Raw genomic sequence first — 20,190 nt, forward strand, 5'->3', positions numbered from 1 at the left:
GGACGGTCGACCCTACGGGAGGGACACGGTGGAGTCTGGCGCAGCGGCGCGTAGCACGAACACGCGCGCGAAGGGCGGACGCTCCCGGAAGAACGGGACGATCGAGGTCGACGCGGCTTCCTTCAACAGACTGCTCAACGCGCTGTCGTCGATGCGCGACGGGAACTTCCGCAAGCGGCTGACCGTCACCGGCGACGGCCCCATGGCGGAGATCGCCGCGGTCTACAACGAGGTGGCGGACCGCAATCTGCATCTGACCAGCGAGTTGGCCCGCGTACGGAGAGTGGTCGGCCGGGACGGCAAGCTCACGGAGCGGCTGGAGACGGGCGCCTGCGAGGGCGCCTGGGCGGCGGCGATCGACGGATCCAACGCCCTGGTGGACGACCTCGTACGGCCGGTCTCGGAGGTCGGCCGTGTGCTGTCCGCGGTGGCCGAGGGCGATCTCGAGCAGCGGATGGACCTGCGGGTCCCGGGCACGGAGGGGGCCGCGCACCCGCTGCGGGGCGAGTTCCTGAAGGTCGGCCGTACGGTCAACGGGCTGGTCGACCAGCTGTCCACGTTCACCGACGAGGTGACGCGGGTGGCGAGCGAGGTCGGCACCGAGGGGAAGCTGGGCGGCCAGGCGCGGGTGCGCGGCATGTCCGGCTCCTGGAAGGACCTCACGGACTCGGTCAACACGATGGCGTCCCGGCTGACCGCGCAGGTGCGGGACATCGCGCTGGTGACCACGGCGGTGGCGAAGGGCGACCTGTCGCGGAAGGTCACCGTCCACGTGGCCGGCGAGATGCTCGAGCTGAAGAACACCGTGAACACCATGGTCGACCAGCTCTCGTCGTTCCAGTCCGAGGTGACGCGGGTCGCGCGCGAGGTCGGCACCGAGGGCGAGCTGGGCGGCCAGGCGCAGGTCGAGGGGGTCGCGGGGGTCTGGAAGGACCTCACCGACTCCGTGAATCTGATGGCGGGCAACCTCACCTCGCAGGTGCGGGAGATCGCCCAGGTGACCACCGCGGTGGCGAGCGGCGATCTGTCCCAGAAGATCACGGTGAGCGCGCGCGGCGAGGTCGCGCAGCTCGCCGAGACGATCAACGCGATGACGGAGACGCTGCGTACGTTCGCGGACGAGGTCACCCGCGCGGCGAGCGAGGTCGGTACCGAGGGTGTGCTCGGCGGGCAGGCGCAGGTGCCGGGAGCGGCCGGGATCTGGAAGGACCTGACGGACTCCGTCAACAGCGCGTTCCGCAATCTCACGGCGCAGGTGCGGGACATCGCGCAGGTGACGACGGCGGTGGCGAACGGCGACCTGTCGCAGAAGGTCACCGTGGACGTCTCCGGCGAGATGCAGGAGCTGAAGAACACCGTCAACACGATGGTGGACCAGCTGCGTTCGTTCGGTGACGAGGTCACCCGCGTCGCGCGGGAGATCGGCGTCGAGGGCGAGCTGGGCGGCCAGGCGCGGGTGCCGGGCGCGGCCGGGACGTGGAAGGACCTCACCGACTCGGTGAACACCGCCTTCCGCAACCTCACCGGACAGGTCCGCAACATCGCGCAGGTGACGACGGCGGTGGCGAACGGCGACCTGTCGCAGAAGGTCACCGTGGACGTCTCCGGCGAGATGCTCCAGCTCAAGAACACCGTGAACACCATGGTCGACCAGCTGTCCGCGTTCGCCGAGCAGGTGACGCGCATGGCGCGGGACGTGGGTACGGAGGGCCGGCTGGGCGGCCAGGCGCGCGTCGAGGGCGTCTCGGGGACCTGGAAGGACCTGACGGACTCCGTCAACTCCATGGCGGGCAATCTGACCTCGCAGGTCCGGCAGATCGCCCAGGTGACGACGGCCGTCGCGCGCGGCGACCTGTCGCAGAAGATCCAGGTCGACGCGCGGGGCGAGATCCTCGAGCTGAAGAACACGATCAACACGATGGTCGACCAGCTCTCCGGCCTCGCCGACCAGGTCACCCGGGTGGCCCGGGAGGTCGGTACGGAGGGCAGGCTGGGCGGCCAGGCGCAGGTGCCGGGCGTCGCGGGCGTATGGCGGGACCTGACCGACTCGGTGAACGGCATGGCCGGGAACCTCACCTCGCAGGTACGGAACATCTCGCAGGTCGCCACGGCCGTGGCGCGCGGTGACCTCTCGCAGAAGATCGACGTGGACGCGCGGGGCGAGATCCTCGAGCTGAAGACGACGCTCAACACGATGGTGGACCAGCTGTCGTCGTTCGCCGAGCAGGTGACGCGGGTCGCGCGCGAGGTCGGCACCGACGGCATCCTCGGCGGCCAGGCCGAGGTCAAGGGCGTGGCGGGCACCTGGAAGGACCTCACGCAGTCCGTCAACTTCATGGCCAACAACCTGACTTCGCAGGTCCGCAACATCGCCGAGGTGACGACCGCGGTCGCGCAGGGCGACCTGTCGAAGAAGATCACCGTCGACGCCAAGGGCGAGATCCTGGCGCTCGTGACCACCGTGAACACGATGGTGGACCAGCTGTCGTCGTTCGCGGAGCAGGTCACGCGGGTGGCCCGCGAGGTGGGCACCGAGGGGCAGCTGGGCGGCCAGGCCCGCGTACGGGACGTGTCCGGCATCTGGAAGGACCTGACGGACAACGTCAACCTGATGGCGAACAACCTGACGGGCCAGGTGCGGAACATCTCGCAGGTCGCGGGCGCCGTCGCGAACGGCGACCTGACCAAGAAGGTCACCGTCGAGGCGAGCGGCGAGGTCGCACAGCTCGCCGACACGGTGAACACCATGGTGACGACCCTGTCGTCGTTCGCGGAGCAGGTGACCCGCGTGGCCCGCGAGGTGGGCACCGACGGCGTGCTCGGCGGTCAGGCGCGGGTGGCCGGTGTGGCCGGCACGTGGAAGGACCTCACCGAGTCCGTGAACTCGATGGCGTCCAACCTGACCGGACAGGTCCGCAACATCGCGATGGTCACCACGGCCATCGCCAAGGGCGATCTCACGAAGAAGATCGACATCGAGGCCAGCGGCGAGATCCTCGAGCTGAAGACGACCATCAACACGATGGTCGACCAGCTGTCGTCCTTCGCCGAGCAGGTCACGCGCGTGGCCCGCGAGGTGGGCACCGACGGCATGCTGGGCGGCCAGGCGCGGGTCCGCGACGTGGCGGGTACGTGGAAGGACCTCACCGAGTCGGTGAACGAGATGGCGGGCAACCTCACCCGCCAGGTGCGCGCGATCGCCGAGGTCGCGACCGCGGTGACCCGCGGCGACCACAACGTACGCATCGACGTGGACGCCGCCGGCGAGATCCTGGAGCTCCAGGGCTACATCAACACGATGATCACGAACCTCCGCGAGACCACCCTGGCCAACAAGGAGCAGGACTGGCTCAAGAGCAATCTCGCCCGTATCTCCGCCCTGATGCAGGGCCGCCGCGATCTCAAGGACGTGGCCGGCCTGATCATGAGCGAGCTGACCCCGGTCGTCTCCGCCCAGCACGGCGCGTTCTTCGTGGCGGTGCCGGTCGGCAGCGGCAAGGACGGCATAGGAGGCGGCGAGATCGGCGCCGTGACCGGCGACAACGTCTCGTACGAGCTGCGCATGCTGGGCAGCTACGGCTACGCGATGGGCACCATGCCCACCACCTTCGGGCCCGGCGAGACGCTGATCGGCACGGCCGCGGAGGAGAAGCGCACGATCCTGGTGGAGCACGCGCCGCCCGGCTATCTCAAGATCTCGTCCGGGCTGGGCGAGGCACCGCCGTCGCATGTGATCGTGCTGCCGGTGATCTTCGAGGGCACGGTGCTCGGCGTGGTCGAGCTGGCGGCCTTTCAGCCGTTCACGCAGATCCAGAAGGACTTCCTCAGCCAGATCGCCGAGGTCATCGCGACCAGCGTGAACACCATCAGCGTCAACACCAAGACCGAGGTGCTGCTACGCCAGTCGCAGGAGCTGACCGAGCAGCTGAAGGAGCGTTCCGGCGAGCTGGAGAGCCGGCAGAAGGCGCTCCAGGAGTCGAACGAGCAGCTCGAAGAGAAGGCCGAGCAGCTCGCCCAGACCAACAGCGACATCGAGATCAAGAACCGCGAGATCGAAGAGGCCCGGCAGGTGCTCGAAGAGCGCGCCGAGCAGCTGTCGGTGTCGATGCGCTACAAGTCCGAGTTCCTGGCGAACATGTCGCACGAGCTGCGCACCCCGCTCAACTCACTGCTCATCCTCGCCAAGCTGCTCGCGGACAACGCGGAGGGCAACCTCTCGCCGAAGCAGGTGGAGTTCGCCGAGACCATCCACGGCGCGGGCTCGGACCTGCTGCAGCTGATCAACGACATCCTCGACCTGTCGAAGGTCGAGGCGGGCAAGATGGACGTCAGCCCGACCCGTATCGCCCTGGTCCAGCTCGTGGACTATGTGGAGGCGACGTTCCGGCCGCTGACGGCCGAGAAGGGGCTCGACTTCTCCGTACGGGTCTCGCCCGAGCTGCCCGCGACCCTGCACACCGACGAGCAGCGGCTGCTCCAGGTGCTGCGCAACCTGCTCTCGAACGCCGTGAAGTTCACCGACTCCGGCGCCGTCGAGCTGGTCATCCGGTCCGCGCGGGAGAGCGTGCCCGACTCCGTACGGGAGCAGATGCTGGAGCACGGCTCGCTGCGGGACGCGGACGCCGACCTGATCGCGTTCTCCGTCACGGACACGGGGATCGGCATCGCGCAGAGCAAGATGCGGGTGATCTTCGAGGCGTTCAAGCAGGCGGACGGCACGACGAGCCGGAAGTACGGCGGCACCGGTCTGGGGCTGTCCATCAGCCGGGAGATCGCCGGGCTCCTCGGCGGTGAGATCTACGCCGCCAGCGAGCCGGGCCGCGGCTCCACGTTCACCCTCTACCTGCCGCTCCAGCCCGCCGAACTGCCGCCGCAGGGCTACCCGCAGCTCACCCCCGGCAAGTTGGCGATCACCTCGGGGTCCCGGCCGGAGACCGAAGCGGAAGCCGAGCCGGAAGCGGAGCCGGAGCCCGGGGACGGCGACGGCTCCGGCACGGCCGAGAAGACCGCTGAGGAGTCCGTGAACGGCGCGGAGGCCCTCCCGCCGGAGGACGTGGCGGAAGGGCCTGAGGCGGACGCACAGCGCGCCGCGGCCTCGCTCGTACGCCGCCGCCGGCACCGGGCCGGGAGGCGCGGTGAGCTCGGGCCGCAGTCGGCGGAGGAGAGCCTGTCGGAGCGTGCCGCGGCGCCGGGCGAGGGCGACGAGTCATGGCGCAACAACGGCCAGGACCTCGTACGGCCCGAGCCCACGCCCGAGTTCAGCGGCCAGAAGGTGCTCATCGTCGACGACGACATCCGGAACGTGTTCGCGCTGACCAGCGTGCTGGAGCAGAACGGCCTCCAGGTGCTGTACGCCGAGAACGGCCGCGAGGGCATCGAGGTGCTCGAGCAGCACGACGACGCCGCTGTCGTGCTGATGGACATCATGATGCCCGAGATGGACGGATACGCGACGACTGCCGCGATTCGCCGGATGCCGCAGTTCGAGGGGCTGCCGATCATCGCGCTGACCGCGAAGGCGATGAAGGGCGACCGTGAGAAGAGCATCGAATCGGGAGCGTCGGATTACGTCACCAAGCCGGTGGACACCGATCACCTGCTGTCCGTCATGGGGCAGTGGATGGACGCGCGTTGATGTGAAACGGTGGTGGGGAACCGCCCTCTGTTGACGGAGTGTGGTCAATTACGTGTGGAAACGCGGGAAACCGGGAACCTTCCGTTCTCCTGGGCCGTTTCTGATACGTGCACAGTGACATCACGGTGACAGGGTGTGGCGAGCCGCTGGGTGCGGCTACCATGACCGGCACAAGGACGGGCGGCGGCGTACAGGAGCCGCTCCCAGGGGCGGCGTCCGGTGGGCTGCCGGGGCGAGGAGGACGGGCCATGGTGCAGAAGGCCAAGATCCTCCTGGTCGATGACCGGCCGGAGAATCTGCTGGCGCTGGAGGCCATCCTCTCGGCGCTCGATCAGACGCTGGTGCGGGCATCGTCAGGGGAGGAAGCGCTCAAGGCGCTGTTGACGGACGATTTCGCGGTCATTCTGCTGGACGTTCAGATGCCGGGCATGGACGGCTTCGAGACGGCGGCGCACATCAAGCGCCGTGAGCGGACGCGCGACATCCCCATCATCTTCCTGACGGCCATCAACCACGGTCCGCACCACACCTTCCGGGGATACGCGGCGGGCGCGGTGGACTACATCTCGAAGCCGTTCGACCCGTGGGTGCTCCGGGCCAAGGTGTCGGTCTTCGTCGAGCTCTACATGAAGAACGTCCAGCTGCGTGAGCAGGCGTCCCTGCTCCGGCTCCAGCTGGAGGGCAGCAGACAGGCGGAGGCCGCCGCCGAGCAGCCCGAGCCGGCCGGTCTCCTGGCCGAACTCTCCGCGCGGCTCGCGGCGGTGGAGGAGCAGGCCGAGGCGCTGTCCAAGCAGCTGGGCGATTCGCCGGACGCGGCAGCGGTGGCGACGGCGGCGCATCTCGAGCGGAAACTCACCGGTCTGCGCAGGGCACTTGACGCTCTCGAGCCCGGAACGGGCGGCTCGACGGCGCAGTTGCCCTCGCAGAACTGAGCGCGCCCGGACCGCGGCGCGCAGCGGGGCTGACGAGGAAGCGGGGCCGCCCGCCCGGCCGCGACCGTACGGAACGCCCCACGTCCGGTGCGCCGGCCGCTCGGTGAGTGGCCGTCACGCGCGCCCTCCTTCGTACGCGCTCCGCACGCCTCCGTCCCGCCGGCTCCAGCCGCCCCAGGGATCGTCCGTGCTCCATGCGGGTAACTTCTGTAATCTCAGCACCATGGCCTCACGTACGCCCGGCAAGGCCGCCGCCAAGAAGGCGCCCGCGAAGAAGGCCGCGGCCAAGAAGGCCCCGGCGAAGAAGGCCGCACCCAAAAAGGCTCCGGCCAAGAAGGCGCCCGCGAAGAAGGCCGCCGCGAAGGCTCCCGCCAAGCCCGCGCCGTCGCCCACCGGCGGTGTCTACCGGCTGGTGCGCGCCTGCTGGCTCGGTACCGCGCACGCGCTCGGCGCGATGTTCCGCGGCATAGGCCGCGGTGCCCGCGGGCTGGACCCCGCGCACCGCAAGGACGGCCTCGCGCTGCTGCTCCTCGGGCTGGCGCTGGTGGTCGCGGCGGGCACGTGGTCGAACCTGCGCGGCCCGGTCGGCGAGCTCGTGGAGATCCTGGTCACCGGCGCGTTCGGACGGCTCGACCTGCTGGTGCCGGTGCTGCTGGGCGGCATCTCCGTACGGCTGATCCGGCACCCGGAGAAGCCGGAGGCCAACGGCCGTATCGTGATCGGGCTTTCGGCGCTCCTCATCGGCGTGCTCGGGCTGGTGCACCTCGCGTGCGGTTCACCCGGGCGTGAGGACGGCGCCGAGTCGATACGGGATGCCGGCGGGCTGGTCGGCTGGGGCGTGGGGGCGCCGCTGGCCCGCACCGTGGGCGAGGTGCTGGCCGTTCCGCTGCTGTTCCTGCTCACCGTGTTCGGGCTGCTCGTCGTCACCGCGACGCCGGTGAACACGATTCCGCAGCGGATGCGCGGTGTCCTCGTACGCCTCGGTCTGCTCTCCGATCCGCACGCCGAGTACGAGTACGGCGAGGACGGCGACGACGAGTACGCCGACTTCGACGACCTCATGGACGGCGGCGCCGACGAGCATCGCCGCCCCGGCCGGCTCAGCATGCGCAAGGACCTTGATCCGGAGCGCGCCGAGCAGGAGGCGCTGGAGAAGCGCCGTAACCGCCGCGGCCGCGCCGTGCAGCCCCGACTGCCGAACGGCGCCGCGGACGCGGGCCCCCGTACGCCCGACGCCGTGGACGTGGCCGCCGCTGCCGCCGCCTCGCTGGACGGCGCCGTGCTGCACGGCGTCCAGCCGTCGTCCCCGCTGGGCACGGACCCGGCCGGCGACGACCCCGCGGGCGCCGACCCGGCCGCGTACGGATACGACGCGCCCGCCGTCGAGCAGGCCCCCGCCGTCCCCGGTGCGCGCAGCGAGGACGCGCAGAGCGGCGGCCACGCCGCCGTACCCGATCTGACCAAGGCCACCAGCACTCCCGCCGAGGCCCCGCTGCCGCCGCGCGCCGAGCAGTTGCAGCTGTCCGGCGACATCTCGTACGCGCTCCCCTCGCTCGACCTGCTGGAGCGCGGCGGTCCGGGGCGTACCCGCAGCGCCGTCAACGACCAGGTGGTCGCGTCGCTGACCACGGTCTTCTCGGAGTTCAAGGTCGACGCGACGGTCACCGGCTTCACCCGTGGCCCGACCGTCACGCGCTACGAGGTGGAGCTCGGCCCGGCGGTCAAGGTCGAGAAGATCACCGCCCTGGCCAAGAACATCGCCTACGCCGTCGCCAGCCCCGACATCCGGATCATCAGCCCCATCCCCGGCAAGTCCGCGGTCGGCATCGAAATCCCGAACAGCGACCGGGAGATGGTCAACCTCGGCGACGTCCTCCGCTCCGCCCTGGCCAGCGGCGACGAGCATCCGCTGCTCGTCGGGCTCGGCAAGGACGTCGAGGGCGGGTACGTCTCGACCGACCTGACGAAGATGCCGCACATGCTGGTCGCCGGCGCGACCGGCTCCGGCAAGTCGTCCTGCATCAACTGCCTGATCACCTCCGTGATGGCGCGCGCCACGCCGGAGGACGTACGGATGGTGCTGGTCGACCCCAAGCGCGTCGAACTGACCGCCTACGAGGGCATCCCGCACCTGATCACGCCGATCATCACGAACCCGAAGAAGGCCGCCGAGGCCCTGCAGTGGGTCGTACGCGAGATGGATTTGCGCTACGACGACCTGGCGGCGTACGGCTTCCGGCACATCGACGACTTCAACACCGCTGTGCGCAGCGGCAAGGCGCAGGCCCCGGAGGGCAGCGAACGGGAGCTCACGCCGTACCCGTACCTGCTGGTCATCGTGGACGAGCTGGCGGACCTGATGATGGTGGCGCCGCGCGACGTGGAGGACGCGATCGTCCGTATCACGCAGCTCGCGCGCGCCGCCGGCATCCACCTCGTGCTGGCCACGCAGCGGCCGTCGGTGGACGTCGTCACCGGTCTGATCAAGGCGAACGTGCCGTCGCGGCTCGCGTTCTCCACCTCGTCGCTCGCCGACAGCCGGGTCATCCTCGACCAGCAGGGCGCCGAGAAGCTGATCGGGAAGGGCGACGCGCTGTTCCTGCCGATGGGCGCGAACAAGCCGATCCGCATGCAGGGCGCCTTTGTGACGGAGGAGGAGGTCAGCGGGGTCGTCGAGCACTGCAAGGCGCAGATGGCGCCGGTCTTCCGGGACGACGTCACGGTCGGGCAGAGCAAGAAGAAGGAGATCGACGAGGAGATCGGGGACGACCTCGACCTGCTCTGCCAGGCGGCGGAGCTCGTGGTCTCCACGCAGTTCGGCTCCACCTCGATGCTGCAGCGGAAGCTGCGGGTGGGCTTCGCCAAGGCGGGGCGGCTGATGGACCTGATGGAGTCGCGGGGCGTGGTGGGGCCGAGCGAGGGATCCAAGGCTCGGGATGTTCTGGTCAAGCCGGATGAATTGGACGGCGTGCTGAGCGTCATCCGCGGGGAGACTCACACGTAAGAGTGAGTCAGGCAACCGTTTCCGCTTCCGATACGTCAACGTGAAGTGGGGGACGGATGGATGTCCCACTGTCAGGCGGTACGGCAATCCTGATGGCGGACAAATCCGCCCGCCCGCTTGCCCCACCCTTTTGCGACCCCCCTAGACTGAACCTCCAGCAGGTGGCTGCAGCTCGAAAGGCGCCCTCGTGTCCATCGGCAACTCCCCCGAAGAGGACCGGCCCTCGGTCGGTCGAGCCCTCCATCAGGCCCGAATCGACGCACGCCTGACCGTGGACGAGGTCAGTACGTCAACCCGAGTGCGTGTGCCCATCGTGCACGGAATCGAGGACGACGATTTCTCCCGCTGTGGCGGGGATGTCTACGCACGCGGCCACATCCGTACGCTCGCCCGCGCCGTCGGACTGGACCCCGAGGCGCTCGTCGCGCAGTACGACGAGGAGCACGGCGGACGCCCCGAGCCCACCCCGGCGGCCGCACTGTTCGAGGCGGAGCGCATCCGTCCGGAGCCGCGCCGGCCGAACTGGACGGCAGCCATGGTCGCGGCGATCGTCGCGGTCGTCGGCTTCGTCGGATTCACCCTCTTCAACGGCGACAGCGGCGAGTCCGGCAACAAGGTCGCCGACCCCAAGCCGTCGTCCAAGCCCACCACCCAGAAGCCGACCCCGACCCGGCCCGCCGACCCCAAGCCCTCCGAGAGCGCTGTCGCGGGCGTCCCCGCGGACAAGGTCACCGTCCGCATGGTGGCCGACGACGGGAACAGCTGGGTCTCCGCCGAGGACCACAGCGGCAAGCTGATCTTCGAGGGACCGCTGAAGGACGGCGCCACCAAGACCTTCACCGACGACAAGCGGATCAACCTGGTGCTCGGGAACGCCGGAGCCGTACGCCTGTGGGTGAACGGCAAGGAGGTCGACCGGCTCGGCGACGAGGGCAACGTGGAGCGCGTCAGCTACACCCGCGGCGACCCCGAGCAGGGCTGACGCGGCGGTTACGAGCAGGGCCGAAGCGGGACGAAGCAGCTGTCCCGTCGATCTTTGGGGGACGGCCGCCTGGGACGACGTAGGCTGAGCCCATGCCCGAACCCCGTACCGTCGCCCTCGTCACGCTCGGATGCGCCCGCAACGAAGTGGACTCCGAAGAGCTCGCCGGCCGCCTGGCGGCGGATGGCTGGGCCCTCGTGGAAGAGGCCGCCGACGCCGATGTCGCGGTGGTCAACACCTGCGGCTTCGTCGAGGCCGCGAAGAAGGATTCCGTCGACGCCCTGCTCGAGGCCAACGACCTGAAGGACCACGGGAGAACGCAGGCCGTGGTCGCCGTCGGCTGCATGGCGGAACGGTACGGCAAGGAGCTCGCGGACGCGCTGCCCGAGGCCGACGGCGTGCTCGGGTTCGACGACTACTCGCACATCTCCGACCGGCTGCAGACCATCCTCGCCGGCGGCGTACACGCCCCGCACACCCCGCGCGACCGGCGCAAGCTGCTCCCCGTGAGCCCCGCCGCGCGCCAGGAGGCGGGGGCCGGTGTGGCCCTGCCCGGGCACGGGACGGCCGCGCCGGAGGAGACCCCCGAGGAGGCCCGCGAGGCGCCCGCCGACCTGCCCGCCGGGGTGGCACCCGCCTCGGGCCCGCGCGCGCCGCTGCGCCGGCGTACGGGCAGCAGCCCGGTCGCCTCCGTCAAGCTCGCCTCCGGGTGCGACCGGCGGTGCACGTTCTGCGCGATCCCGTCGTTCCGGGGCTCGTTCATCTCCCGGCGGCCCTCGGACGTGCTGGGCGAGACGAGGTGGCTGGCGCAGCAGGGCGTCAGGGAGGTCATGCTCGTCTCCGAGAACAACACGTCGTACGGCAAGGACCTCGGCGACGTACGGCTGCTGGAGACGCTGCTGCCCGAGCTGGCCGCGGTCGACGGCATGGAGCGCGTCCGGGTCAGCTACCTGCAGCCCGCGGAGATGCGCCCCGGCCTGATCGACGTGCTCACGGGCACGGACGGGGTCGCGCCGTACTTCGACCTGTCCTTCCAGCACTCCGCCCCGGGGGTGCTGCGTGCCATGCGGCGGTTCGGGGACACGGACAGCTTCCTGGCACTCCTGGAGTCGATCAGGGAGAAGGCCCCCGAGGCGGGCGTCCGGTCGAACTTCATCGTGGGTTTCCCCGGCGAGACCGAGGCGGACGTGGCCGAGCTGGAGCGCTTCCTGAGCGCGGCGCGGCTGGATGCCGTGGGCGTCTTCGGGTACTCGGACGAGGACGGCACGGAAGCCGCGACGTACACGGAGAAGAACGCCCCGGAGGAGGTCGCCGAGCGGCTGGAGCGGGTCTCGCGGCTCGCCGAGGAGCTCACCGCGCAGCGCGCGGAGGAGCGGGTCGGCGAGACCGTACGGGTGCTGGTGGAGTCCGCCGGTGCGGGCGCCGGCCCGGAGGCGGAGGGTCCGCTGGGGCGCGGAGCGCACCAGGCGCCGGAGACGGACGGGCAGGTGCTGCTCACCGGCGCGGGACCCCGGGGTCTGACGGTCGGACGTATGGTCGAAGCGAGGGTGGTGGCGACCGAGGGCGTGGACCTGGTCGCCGAGCTGCTCCCCGGCGAGAGCGAGGAGGCGGGCAGATGACCGGAGTGCCGGCCTCCGCGGCTGGTAACGGTCCGGTGGCCAAGCCGAAGACCGCGGCGGTGCGCCAGGTGAGCCTGTGGAACATCGCCAACATCCTCACCATGGTCCGGCTGCTGCTGGTGCCCGGCTTCGTCCTGCTGATGCTGGCGAACGGCGGGGACGACCCCGCGTGGCGCTCGTTCGCGTGGGCGGCCTTCACCATCGCCATGATCACCGACCTGTTCGACGGCGAACTGGCCAGGCGCTACAACCTCATCACCGACTTCGGGAAGCTGGCCGACCCGATCGCCGACAAGGCGATCATGGGCGCGGCGCTGATCTGCCTCTCGGCCCTGGGCGACCTGCCCTGGTGGGTGACCACGGTGATCCTGGTCCGCGAGCTGGGCATCACGCTGATGCGCTTCTGGGTGATCAGACACGGGGTGATCCCGGCCAGCCGCGGCGGAAAGATGAAGACGCTCGCGCAGGGCGTCGCCGTGGGCATGTACGTGCTGGCGCTGACCGGGCCGCTCGCCTCGCTGCGCTGGTGGGTCATGGGCCTGGCGGTGCTGCTGACGGTGGGCACCGGGCTGGACTACGTACGGCAGGCGGTCGTACTCCGCCGGGCCGGGCTCGCGGAGGCGACGGAGGGTGCGGCGACGGCGACCGCGACTGCGGCGGAGGGCCACACGGAGCCGGCGGGCGAAGAGGCCGAGCCGGCCGGGCCTCGTGCGGCGGCCGACCCCGGGGGCGCGGCCGAGGTGCGTGACGCCCTTGAGGACTGAGGGCTTGAGGGATGAGGGCGCGTACGCCGCCGGGCTGCTGGAGGAGCTGGCGCGCCGCGGCGAGACGCTGGCGGTCGCCGAATCGCTGACCGGCGGTCTGGTGGCGGCCGGCATCACGGAGGTGCCGGGCGCCTCACGTGTCTTCCGAGGGTCCGTCACGGCGTACGCCACCGGCCTCAAACGGGACGTGCTGGGCGTGGACGGCGCCCTGCTGGAAGCGCGCGGCGCTGTCGACCCGGACGTGGCCGGTGCCATGGCGGGGGGCGTGCGGCGGGCACTGGGCGCCGACTGGGGCATCGCCACCACCGGAGTGGCGGGGCCCACACCGCAGGACGGGAAGCCGGTCGGCACGGTCTTCGCGGCGGTCGCCGGACCGGGCGGTGAAGCGCCCGCGGTACGGGAGTTCCGGCTGGACGGGGACCGTACGGCGGTGCGCGGGGCGGCGGTTCAAGCGGCGCTCAAGCTGCTGTGGGACGAACTCTTCGAGAATGCGGGGGCAGAGGATACGGAACATCCCGGGGGGATTTGATGTTTGCAGCCCTGAGTGAACACGACATCGCTCCCCGCACGGGCCCTGCCCGAGGGGGTACGGTGGAGCATGAAGGATGACGGGTCCGAGGGCCCAGCCGCATGACCAACGCAGTATGGGGCACGCAGATGACGCCGCGCGTTCTAGAGGGAGGAGCACCGATGATTCTGCTCCGTCGCCTGTTGGGTGACGTGCTGCGTCGGCAGCGCCAACGCCAGGGCCGTACCCTGCGCGAAGTCTCTTCGTCCGCACGTGTTTCGCTGGGTTATCTCTCCGAAGTGGAACGCGGCCAGAAAGAGGCCTCGTCCGAGCTGCTCTCCTCGATCTGCGACGCCCTCGAAGTGCGGATGTCGGAGGTCATGCGAGAGGTCAGCGACGAGCTGGCGCTCGCGGAGCTCGCCGAGTCCGCCACCAGCGACACGGTGCCCGCGCCGATGCGGTCGATGCTCAACCCGATCGAGCGTATGACGTCTGTGACTTCGGTCACGGGCGTACCGGAAGAGCGCGTCACCATCAAGGCGCCGACGGAGGCCGTGGACGTCGTCGCGGCCTGAGCCGGGCGTTCCGGCCCGGACGGCGTGACGGGGGAAGGCGCGGATGTCCTGACACGGACGTTCCGCACGGACGTGGCGACGCAGACGCACGCAGACGTAGGGCGAGGCCCTGCCGGGGCCACCCGGCAGGGCCTCGCTGTGTTCCGCCCCCTCTTGCGCCGCCCCTGTCCGGCGGGCGCCCTTGTATCGCCCTGTGTGGTCGCGTGGTCGCTCCCGGTGCGGGAACATCGTCCGGGGCGGCACCTCCCTGGCCCGCCCGGCGGACGGAAGGCGGGCGGACATGCGGACACGCGGCGTGCTGCTGCGGCGAGTTCGCCGCCTGGCGGGCGCTGCCGGCGCGGTGGTCTGCGCGTACGCGGCGTGGCGGCTGGCCGTACGGCCGGACGCGTGCGGGCCGGTGGAGGCGGTGGTCGTGGCCGGCGGGTGGGGACTGAGCCTGCTGCCGGTGCACGCCGTCGCGTACGGGGACGAGCGGCGCGGGCCGGGGCGTACGGACGGCGGCGGAGCCGTCCCGTAGGGCGCGTGGGCCCGGCCTGTACGGGTCAGGCGGCGGGCTGGCAGCGGGGGCACCAGTAGGCGATGCGCCGTTCGGCGGGCGGGCCCAGTTCGCCCAAGCGCACCGCCGTACCGCAGCGCAGACACGGGCGGTGCTCGCGCCCGTACACCCACAGCGTGTTGCCCCGGCGCCGGTCGCCGGTGGTGTTGCGGGCGAGACGCGCTCTGTTGGCCTCCAGGAGCCGCTGGGCGAGGGCGACGAGGCGTTCGGGCGCGCGGAGTTCACCGACGGGCGTCTCGGGCGGTACACGGGCGAGGAAGCAGAGCTCGGAGCGGTACACGTTGCCGATCCCCGCCAGGTTGCGCTGGTCGAGCAGTGCCTCGCCGAGCGGCCGGGCGGGGTCGGCGAGGAGGCGGCGCAGCGCCTCGTCCGGGTCCCAGCCGGGGCCGAGCAGGTCCGGGCCCAGATGGCCCACCACGCGGTCCTCCTCGGCCGTACGCAGCAGCTCGAGCACCGGGAGACGGTATCCGACGGCGGTGTGCCCGGCCGTACCGAGCACTGCGCGCACCTGGTGCGCCGGACCGCCGCGCCAGCGCTCACGCGGTGCGTGCACCCGCCAGGAGCCGTCCATGCCGAGATGGGAGTGGAGGGTGATGCCGTCCTCGAAGCGGGCCAGCAGGTGCTTGCCGCGCGGGGTGACGTCCAGCACGCGGCGGCCCGTCAGGTCCTTGGTGGCGAGCTTCGGCACCCGCAGGTCGCTGCGGGTCAGCGGGGCACCGGCGAGCGCGGTGTGCAGCTCGTGCGCGGTGCGCCAGACCGTGTCTCCCTCGGGCATGGACCCATGATGCGGCACGTGCGGGACGCGGTGGGGCGTGGCCGCCGGTGCGGACGGGGGCTGCCGTACGAGCCCGTGAGCCGGGCCCGTACGGACGCGAGCGGGCCCGTATCCGTACCGGACGCGGGCCGTGCCCGTACGGCCGTCACGCCCGTATCCGGAGGCCGCGCGGCGTCGCGTGGAAGCCCGCCGCCTCCAGCGCGGCGGCGTACGGGGCGGTGAGCGCGGGGACGCCGTTCATCCGCTCGACCGTGATGCCGCCGAGCGCCCCGTCCCGGGCGGCCTGGCCGAGCGCGTCGGCCGCCGCCTGCAGCATGGCGCCGCCGGCCGGATCCGGCTCGGTCTGCTGGCCCTCGGGCCAGGCGAGGAGCGTCTTGCCGCCCCGCTCCATGTACAGCACCAGGTGGCCGTCCACCAGCACCACCAGCGCGCCGGCTTTCCGGCCGGGCTTGTGCGCCGCGCCCGGCGGGGGCTCGGGCCAGGGGAGAGCGGCGCCGTACGCGTTCGCAGGGTCGGCGGCGGCCAGCACCACGGGGCGTGCGGCCGCGCCCTCGCCGCTCCGCGTGGGCGCTCCGGGCTCCCGCGCCTGGCTCACCGCACGCAGCCGGTCCACGGCGCCGTCCATCGCGAACTGCGCGGCGCCCAGCCCCTCGACCACGTAACCGCGGCGGGCCTGGCCGCTCTCCTCGAAGACCGCCAGCACCCGGTACGCCGCGGCGAAGCCGCCCTCGACGCCCTCCGCCTGCACCGCGCCCCGGGTGACCACGCCGTGCCGGTCGAGCAGGGTGCGGGCCAGCGCGTGCGCGCGGTGCGTCGGATCGCTCTCCGGGGCGGGGAGCAGCGACCAGCGTCCGGCGACCGTCGGCGGCCCTGTACGGGAGGCCGCGGGGCGCCGCGTGGCGCCGGTCAGCGAGCCGTAACGGCCGCGCGGCACGGCCCGTTTGGCGCGGTGCGCCGTCGAGCCCGCGGTGCGGCCGGAGCCGAGGAGCGAACGGAGCGGCGCGACGGTGTCGTTGGTGAGCCGCCCCGACCAGGCCAGGTCCCAGACCGTGTCGGCGAGCTGCGGATCGGTGGCCTCCGGGTGCGTGGCGCAGACGTGGTCGGCGATCTGGCGGAAGAACAGGCCGTACCCACCGCGCAGCGCGTCCAGCACCGCCTCGTGCAGCGACGACAGCTCGAGCGGCAGCGGCGGTGCCAGCAGCAGCGGCGCCGTTTCGGCGAGATGCAGGGAGACCCAGCCGTCCTTGCCGGGCAGCGCACCGGCGCCCGCCCAGAGGACCTCGCCGGAGACGGTGAGCTGGTCGAGCAGCTCCGGTGCGTAGTGCCGTACGCGACCGGGCAGGACCAGCTTCTCCAGCGCGGAGGCCGGCACGGGCGCGCCCTGGAGCTGCTCGACGGCGCGCACCAGGCCGTCGACGCCTCGCAGGCTGCCCGTGTCCAGGTGCTGCCAGCGCGGCAGGAACGCGGCGAGCGCGGCGGGCGGCACCGGCTCCAGCTCCTCGCGCAGCGCGGCCAGCGAGCGGCGCCGCAGGCGGCGCAGCACAGCGGCGTCGCACCACTCCTGGGCGCTCCCGGAGGGATCGAACTCGCCCTGCACGAGACGGCCGTCCGCGGCGAGCCGGTGCAGCGCGCCGTCCGCGACGGCGGGCCCCAGGCCGAACCGGTCGGCCACGTCGGCCGAGGTGAACGGGCCGTGCGTGCGGGCGTACCGCGCGAGCAGGTCGCCGAGCGGATCGGCCACCGGCTCGGTGAACGCCTCCGGGACGCCGACGGGCAGCGCGACGCCGAGCGCGTCCCGCAGCCTGCCCGCGTCCTCGATCGCCGCCCAGTGGTCCCGGGACGCGAACCGCACCCGGATCGCCCGGCGTGCGCCCTGCAACTCCCCGGCCCAGCCCGGCTCCGCGCCGCGCTCGGCCAACTCCTCGTCCGTGAGCGGGCCCAGGACGCGCAGCAGGTCGGCGACGCCCTCGACGTCCTTGACGCGCCGCTCCTGGGTGCGCCACTGCAGCTCGTCCGCCAGCCGCGCCAGCGCGTCGGCGTCCAGCAGCTCGCGCAGCTCGGCCCGGCCGAGCAGCTCGGCGAGCAACCGCGAGTCGAGGGAGAGGGCGGCGGCGCGGCGCTCGGCCAGCGGGGAGTCGCCCTCGTACAGATACTGCGCGACGTAACCGAACAGCAGCGAGCGGGCGAACGGCGACGGCTCGGGGGTGGTCACCTCGACCAGCCGGACCCGGCGCGCCTCGATGTCGCCCATCAGCTCGGTCAGGCCCGGCACGTCGAAGACGTCCTGCAGGCACTCGCGGACGGCCTCCAGCACGATCGGGAAGGAGCCGAACTCACTGGTCACCTCCAGCAGATGGGCCGCGCGCTGACGCTGCTGCCACAGCGGGGTGCGCTTGCCCGGACTGCGCCGGGGCAGCAGCAGCGCCCGCGCGGCGCACTCGCGGAAGCGGGCGGCGAACAGCGCCGAGCCGCCCACCTGGTCGGTGACGACCTGGTCGACCTCGCCCTTGTCGAGCAGCACGTCGGCGGCGCCTACGGGGGCCTGCTCCGTGTCGTACGAGGCGTCGCCGCCCGGCCCTTCGTCCAGCAGGTCGAGGCCCATCACGTCGGCGTCGGGCAGCCGCAGCACGATGCCGTCGTCCGCGTGCATGACCTGCGCGTCCAGGCCGTACTTCTCGGTGAGCCGGGCGCCCAGGGCGAGCGCCCACGGGGCGTGCACCTGCGCCCCGAACGGGGAGTGGACGACCACGCGCCAGTCGCCGAGCTCGTCGCGGAAGCGCTCGACGATGATCGTCCGGTCGTCCGGGACATGGCCGCAGGCGGCGCGCTGCTCGTCCAGATACGCCAGGGCGTTGCGCACGGCCAGCTCGTCCAGACCCGCCGCGGTGAGCCGGGCGCGGGCCGCCTCGGCGGGCAGGCCGCCGACCTCGCGGAGGAACGCGCCCAGCGCGCGGCCCAGTTCGAGCGGGCGGCCCAGCTGGTCGCCCTTCCAGAACGGCAGCCGGCCGGGCACCCCGGGCGCGGGGGTGACCAGGACGCGGTCCCGGGTGATGTCCTCGATCCGCCACGAGGTGGTGCCGAGGGTGAAGACGTCGCCGACCCGCGACTCGTACACCATCTCCTCGTCCAGCTCCCCGACGCGGCCGCCGCCCTTTTTCGGGTCGGCGCCGGCGAGGAAGACGCCGAACAGGCCCCGGTCCGGGATGGTGCCTCCCGAGGTGACCGCGAGCCGCTGCGCGCCGGGGCGGGCGGTGACCGAGTGCGCGACGCGGTCCCAGACGACGCGGGGGCGCAGCTCGGCGAAGGCGTCCGAGGGATACCGGCCGGCCAGCATGTCGAGCACCGACGTGTACGCCGACTCCGGGAGTGAGGAGAACGGCGCGGCGCGGCGTACGAGCGTGAGCAGCTCGTCGACGTCCCAGGTGTCCATGGCCGTCATGGCGACCAGCTGCTGCGCGAGCACGTCCAGCGGGTTGGCCGGGATGCGGAGGGCCTCGATGCCGCCTTCCTTCATCCGCTCGGTGACGACGGCGGCCTGGACGAGATCACCGCGGTACTTGGGGAAGACCACCCCGGCCGAGACCGCGCCGACCTGGTGCCCCGCGCGGCCCACGCGCTGCAGCCCGGAGGCCACCGAGGGCGGCGACTCGACCTGGATCACCAGGTCGACGGCGCCCATGTCGATGCCGAGCTCCAGGCTGGAGGTGGCGACGACGGACGGGAGCCGCCCGGCCTTCAGGTCCTCCTCGACCTGCGCGCGCTGCTCCTTCGAGACGGAGCCGTGGTGTGCGCGGGCGAGCAGCGGCGGCGCGCCCTTGGCGGCGCCCGCCTCGGCCATCAGCTCGGCGGGGGAGTGGTGCTCGGGGAGTGGCTCGCCGGTGGCGCGCTCGTACGCGATCTCGTTCAGTCTGTTGCACAACCGCTCGGCGAGCCGACGGGAGTTGGCGAAGACGATCGTGGAGCGGTGCGCCTGCACCAAATCCGCGATGCGCTCCTCGACCGACGGCCAGATGGACGGACGCTCGGCGGCGCCGCCCGCGCCCCCGGCGTCCGCCGCGGGAGAAGACCCCAGCTCGCCCATGTCCTCCACCGGCACGACCACCGAGAGGTCGAACTCCTTCCCCGATGGCGGCTGGACGACGGTCGCCTTCCGCTGCGGGGAGAGGAAACGGGCCACCTCGTCCACCGGACGCACGGTCGCGGACAGGCCGATACGGCGGGCCGGCCGGTCCAGCAGCTCGTCCAGCCGCTCCAGGGACAGCGCCAGATGCGCGCCCCGCTTGGTCCCGGCGACGGCGTGCACTTCGTCGAGGATGACCGTCTCCACGCCGGTCAGCGCCTCCCGCGCGGACGAGGTGAGCATCAGGAACAGCGACTCGGGGGTGGTGATCAGGATGTCCGGCGGGCGGCGCGCGATCGATCTGCGCTCGGTCGCCGGGGTGTCCCCGGAGCGGATCGCGACCTGGATCTCCGGCTCCGGCAGCCCCAGCCGCACCGACTCCTGCCGGATGCCGGTCAGCGGGCTGCGCAGATTCCGCTCGACGTCGACGGCCAGGGCCTTCAGGGGCGATACGTACAGCACGCGGCAGCGCTTCAGCCGGTCCGCGGGCGGCGGCACGGACGCCAGCCGGTCCAGCGACGCCAGGAACGCGGCCAGCGTCTTGCCCGACCCGGTCGGCGCGACCACCAGCGCGTCCGACTCCTCGGCCAGCGCCCGCCAGGCGCCCTCCTGCGCGGACGTGGGCGCGTGGAACGCCCCCGTGAACCACGCACGGGTCGCGGGGGAGAACACGTCCAGCACCGAGCCGGTCTTTCGCTGCGCCATGACCCCATCGTGCAC

General features: G+C 72.0%; 11 protein-coding genes. 9 read left to right on the plus strand and 2 right to left on the minus strand.

The features are described from left to right. Positions 1–28 precede the first annotated feature (28 nt). From DVA86_RS25815 to DVA86_RS25855, 9 genes are all read left to right on the plus strand, one after another. Positions 29–5,635, plus strand: coding sequence for a HAMP domain-containing protein (locus DVA86_RS25815; RefSeq protein ID WP_208881833.1), 5,607 nt, complete (start codon positions 29–31; stop codon positions 5,633–5,635). 248 nt (positions 5,636–5,883) lie between these two features. Further along, a complete protein-coding gene (locus DVA86_RS25820; protein WP_208881835.1) occupies positions 5,884–6,567 on the plus strand; it encodes a response regulator in 684 nt (227 codons plus the stop codon). Positions 6,568–6,790: 223 nt separating this feature from the next. Beyond that, positions 6,791–9,571: a DNA translocase FtsK gene (locus tag DVA86_RS25825; protein WP_208881837.1), complete on the plus strand. Its 2,781-nt coding sequence runs from the start codon at positions 6,791–6,793 to the stop codon at positions 9,569–9,571. Positions 9,572–9,758: 187 nt separating this feature from the next. Continuing rightward, on the plus strand, positions 9,759–10,553 hold the full coding sequence (locus DVA86_RS25830; RefSeq protein ID WP_208881838.1) for a helix-turn-helix domain-containing protein: 795 nt from the start codon (positions 9,759–9,761) through the stop codon (positions 10,551–10,553). 92 nt (positions 10,554–10,645) lie between these two features. Next, positions 10,646–12,172, plus strand: a complete 1,527-nt coding sequence (rimO, locus tag DVA86_RS25835; RefSeq protein ID WP_208881840.1) for a 30S ribosomal protein S12 methylthiotransferase RimO — start codon at positions 10,646–10,648, stop codon at positions 12,170–12,172. Beyond that, the gene (gene pgsA / locus DVA86_RS25840; protein WP_208881841.1) at positions 12,169–12,936 is read left to right on the plus strand and encodes a CDP-diacylglycerol--glycerol-3-phosphate 3-phosphatidyltransferase; all 768 of its coding nucleotides are present in this window, start codon (positions 12,169–12,171) and stop codon (positions 12,934–12,936) included. Before rimO ends, pgsA begins: the two co-directional genes overlap by 4 nt. A gap of 4 nt (positions 12,937–12,940) precedes the next feature. Further along, complete coding sequence (locus tag DVA86_RS25845; RefSeq protein WP_208881842.1) at positions 12,941–13,465, plus strand: CinA family protein; 525 nt, start codon at positions 12,941–12,943, stop codon at positions 13,463–13,465. A 161-nt stretch (positions 13,466–13,626) separates the two neighbouring features. Further along, positions 13,627–14,019 carry a helix-turn-helix domain-containing protein gene (locus DVA86_RS25850; RefSeq protein ID WP_208881844.1) on the plus strand — a complete coding sequence of 131 codons (393 nt, stop codon included), beginning with the start codon at positions 13,627–13,629 and terminating at the stop codon, positions 14,017–14,019. 280 nt (positions 14,020–14,299) lie between these two features. After that, the gene (locus tag DVA86_RS25855) at positions 14,300–14,536 is read left to right on the plus strand and encodes a hypothetical protein (protein WP_245997162.1); all 237 of its coding nucleotides are present in this window, start codon (positions 14,300–14,302) and stop codon (positions 14,534–14,536) included. Between the two features lie 25 nt (positions 14,537–14,561). Here DVA86_RS25855 and DVA86_RS25860 read toward each other — a convergent pair whose 3' ends face one another. Both DVA86_RS25860 and DVA86_RS25865 read right to left on the minus strand, forming a co-directional pair. Then, a complete protein-coding gene (locus DVA86_RS25860; RefSeq protein ID WP_208881845.1) occupies positions 14,562–15,350 on the minus strand; it encodes an Fpg/Nei family DNA glycosylase in 789 nt (262 codons plus the stop codon). 145 nt (positions 15,351–15,495) lie between these two features. Next, positions 15,496–20,175 (minus strand): ATP-dependent helicase, encoded by a 4,680-nt coding sequence (locus DVA86_RS25865; RefSeq protein ID WP_208881847.1) that lies wholly within the window; start codon positions 20,173–20,175, stop codon positions 15,496–15,498. Between the last annotated feature and the right edge of the window lie 15 nt (positions 20,176–20,190).

The sequence above is a fragment of the Streptomyces armeniacus genome (assembly GCF_003355155.1).
GTDB lineage: Bacteria > Actinomycetota > Actinomycetes > Streptomycetales > Streptomycetaceae > Streptomyces > Streptomyces armeniacus.

Coding starts and splice junctions, on each gene's coding strand:
- DVA86_RS25820 (WP_208881835.1), top strand. CDS start 5,884: ATGGTGCAGAAGGCCAAGATCCTCCTGGTCGATGACCGGCCGGAGAAT.
- DVA86_RS25825 (WP_208881837.1), top strand. CDS start 6,791: ATGGCCTCACGTACGCCCGGCAAGGCCGCCGCCAAGAAGGCGCCCGCG.
- rimO (WP_208881840.1), top strand. CDS start 10,646: ATGCCCGAACCCCGTACCGTCGCCCTCGTCACGCTCGGATGCGCCCGC.
- pgsA (WP_208881841.1), top strand. CDS start 12,169: ATGACCGGAGTGCCGGCCTCCGCGGCTGGTAACGGTCCGGTGGCCAAG.
- DVA86_RS25850 (WP_208881844.1), top strand. CDS start 13,627: ATGATTCTGCTCCGTCGCCTGTTGGGTGACGTGCTGCGTCGGCAGCGC.
- DVA86_RS25855 (WP_245997162.1), top strand. CDS start 14,300: ATGCGGACACGCGGCGTGCTGCTGCGGCGAGTTCGCCGCCTGGCGGGC.
- DVA86_RS25860 (WP_208881845.1), bottom strand. CDS start 15,350: ATGCCCGAGGGAGACACGGTCTGGCGCACCGCGCACGAGCTGCACACC.
- DVA86_RS25865 (WP_208881847.1), bottom strand. CDS start 20,175: ATGGCGCAGCGAAAGACCGGCTCGGTGCTGGACGTGTTCTCCCCCGCG.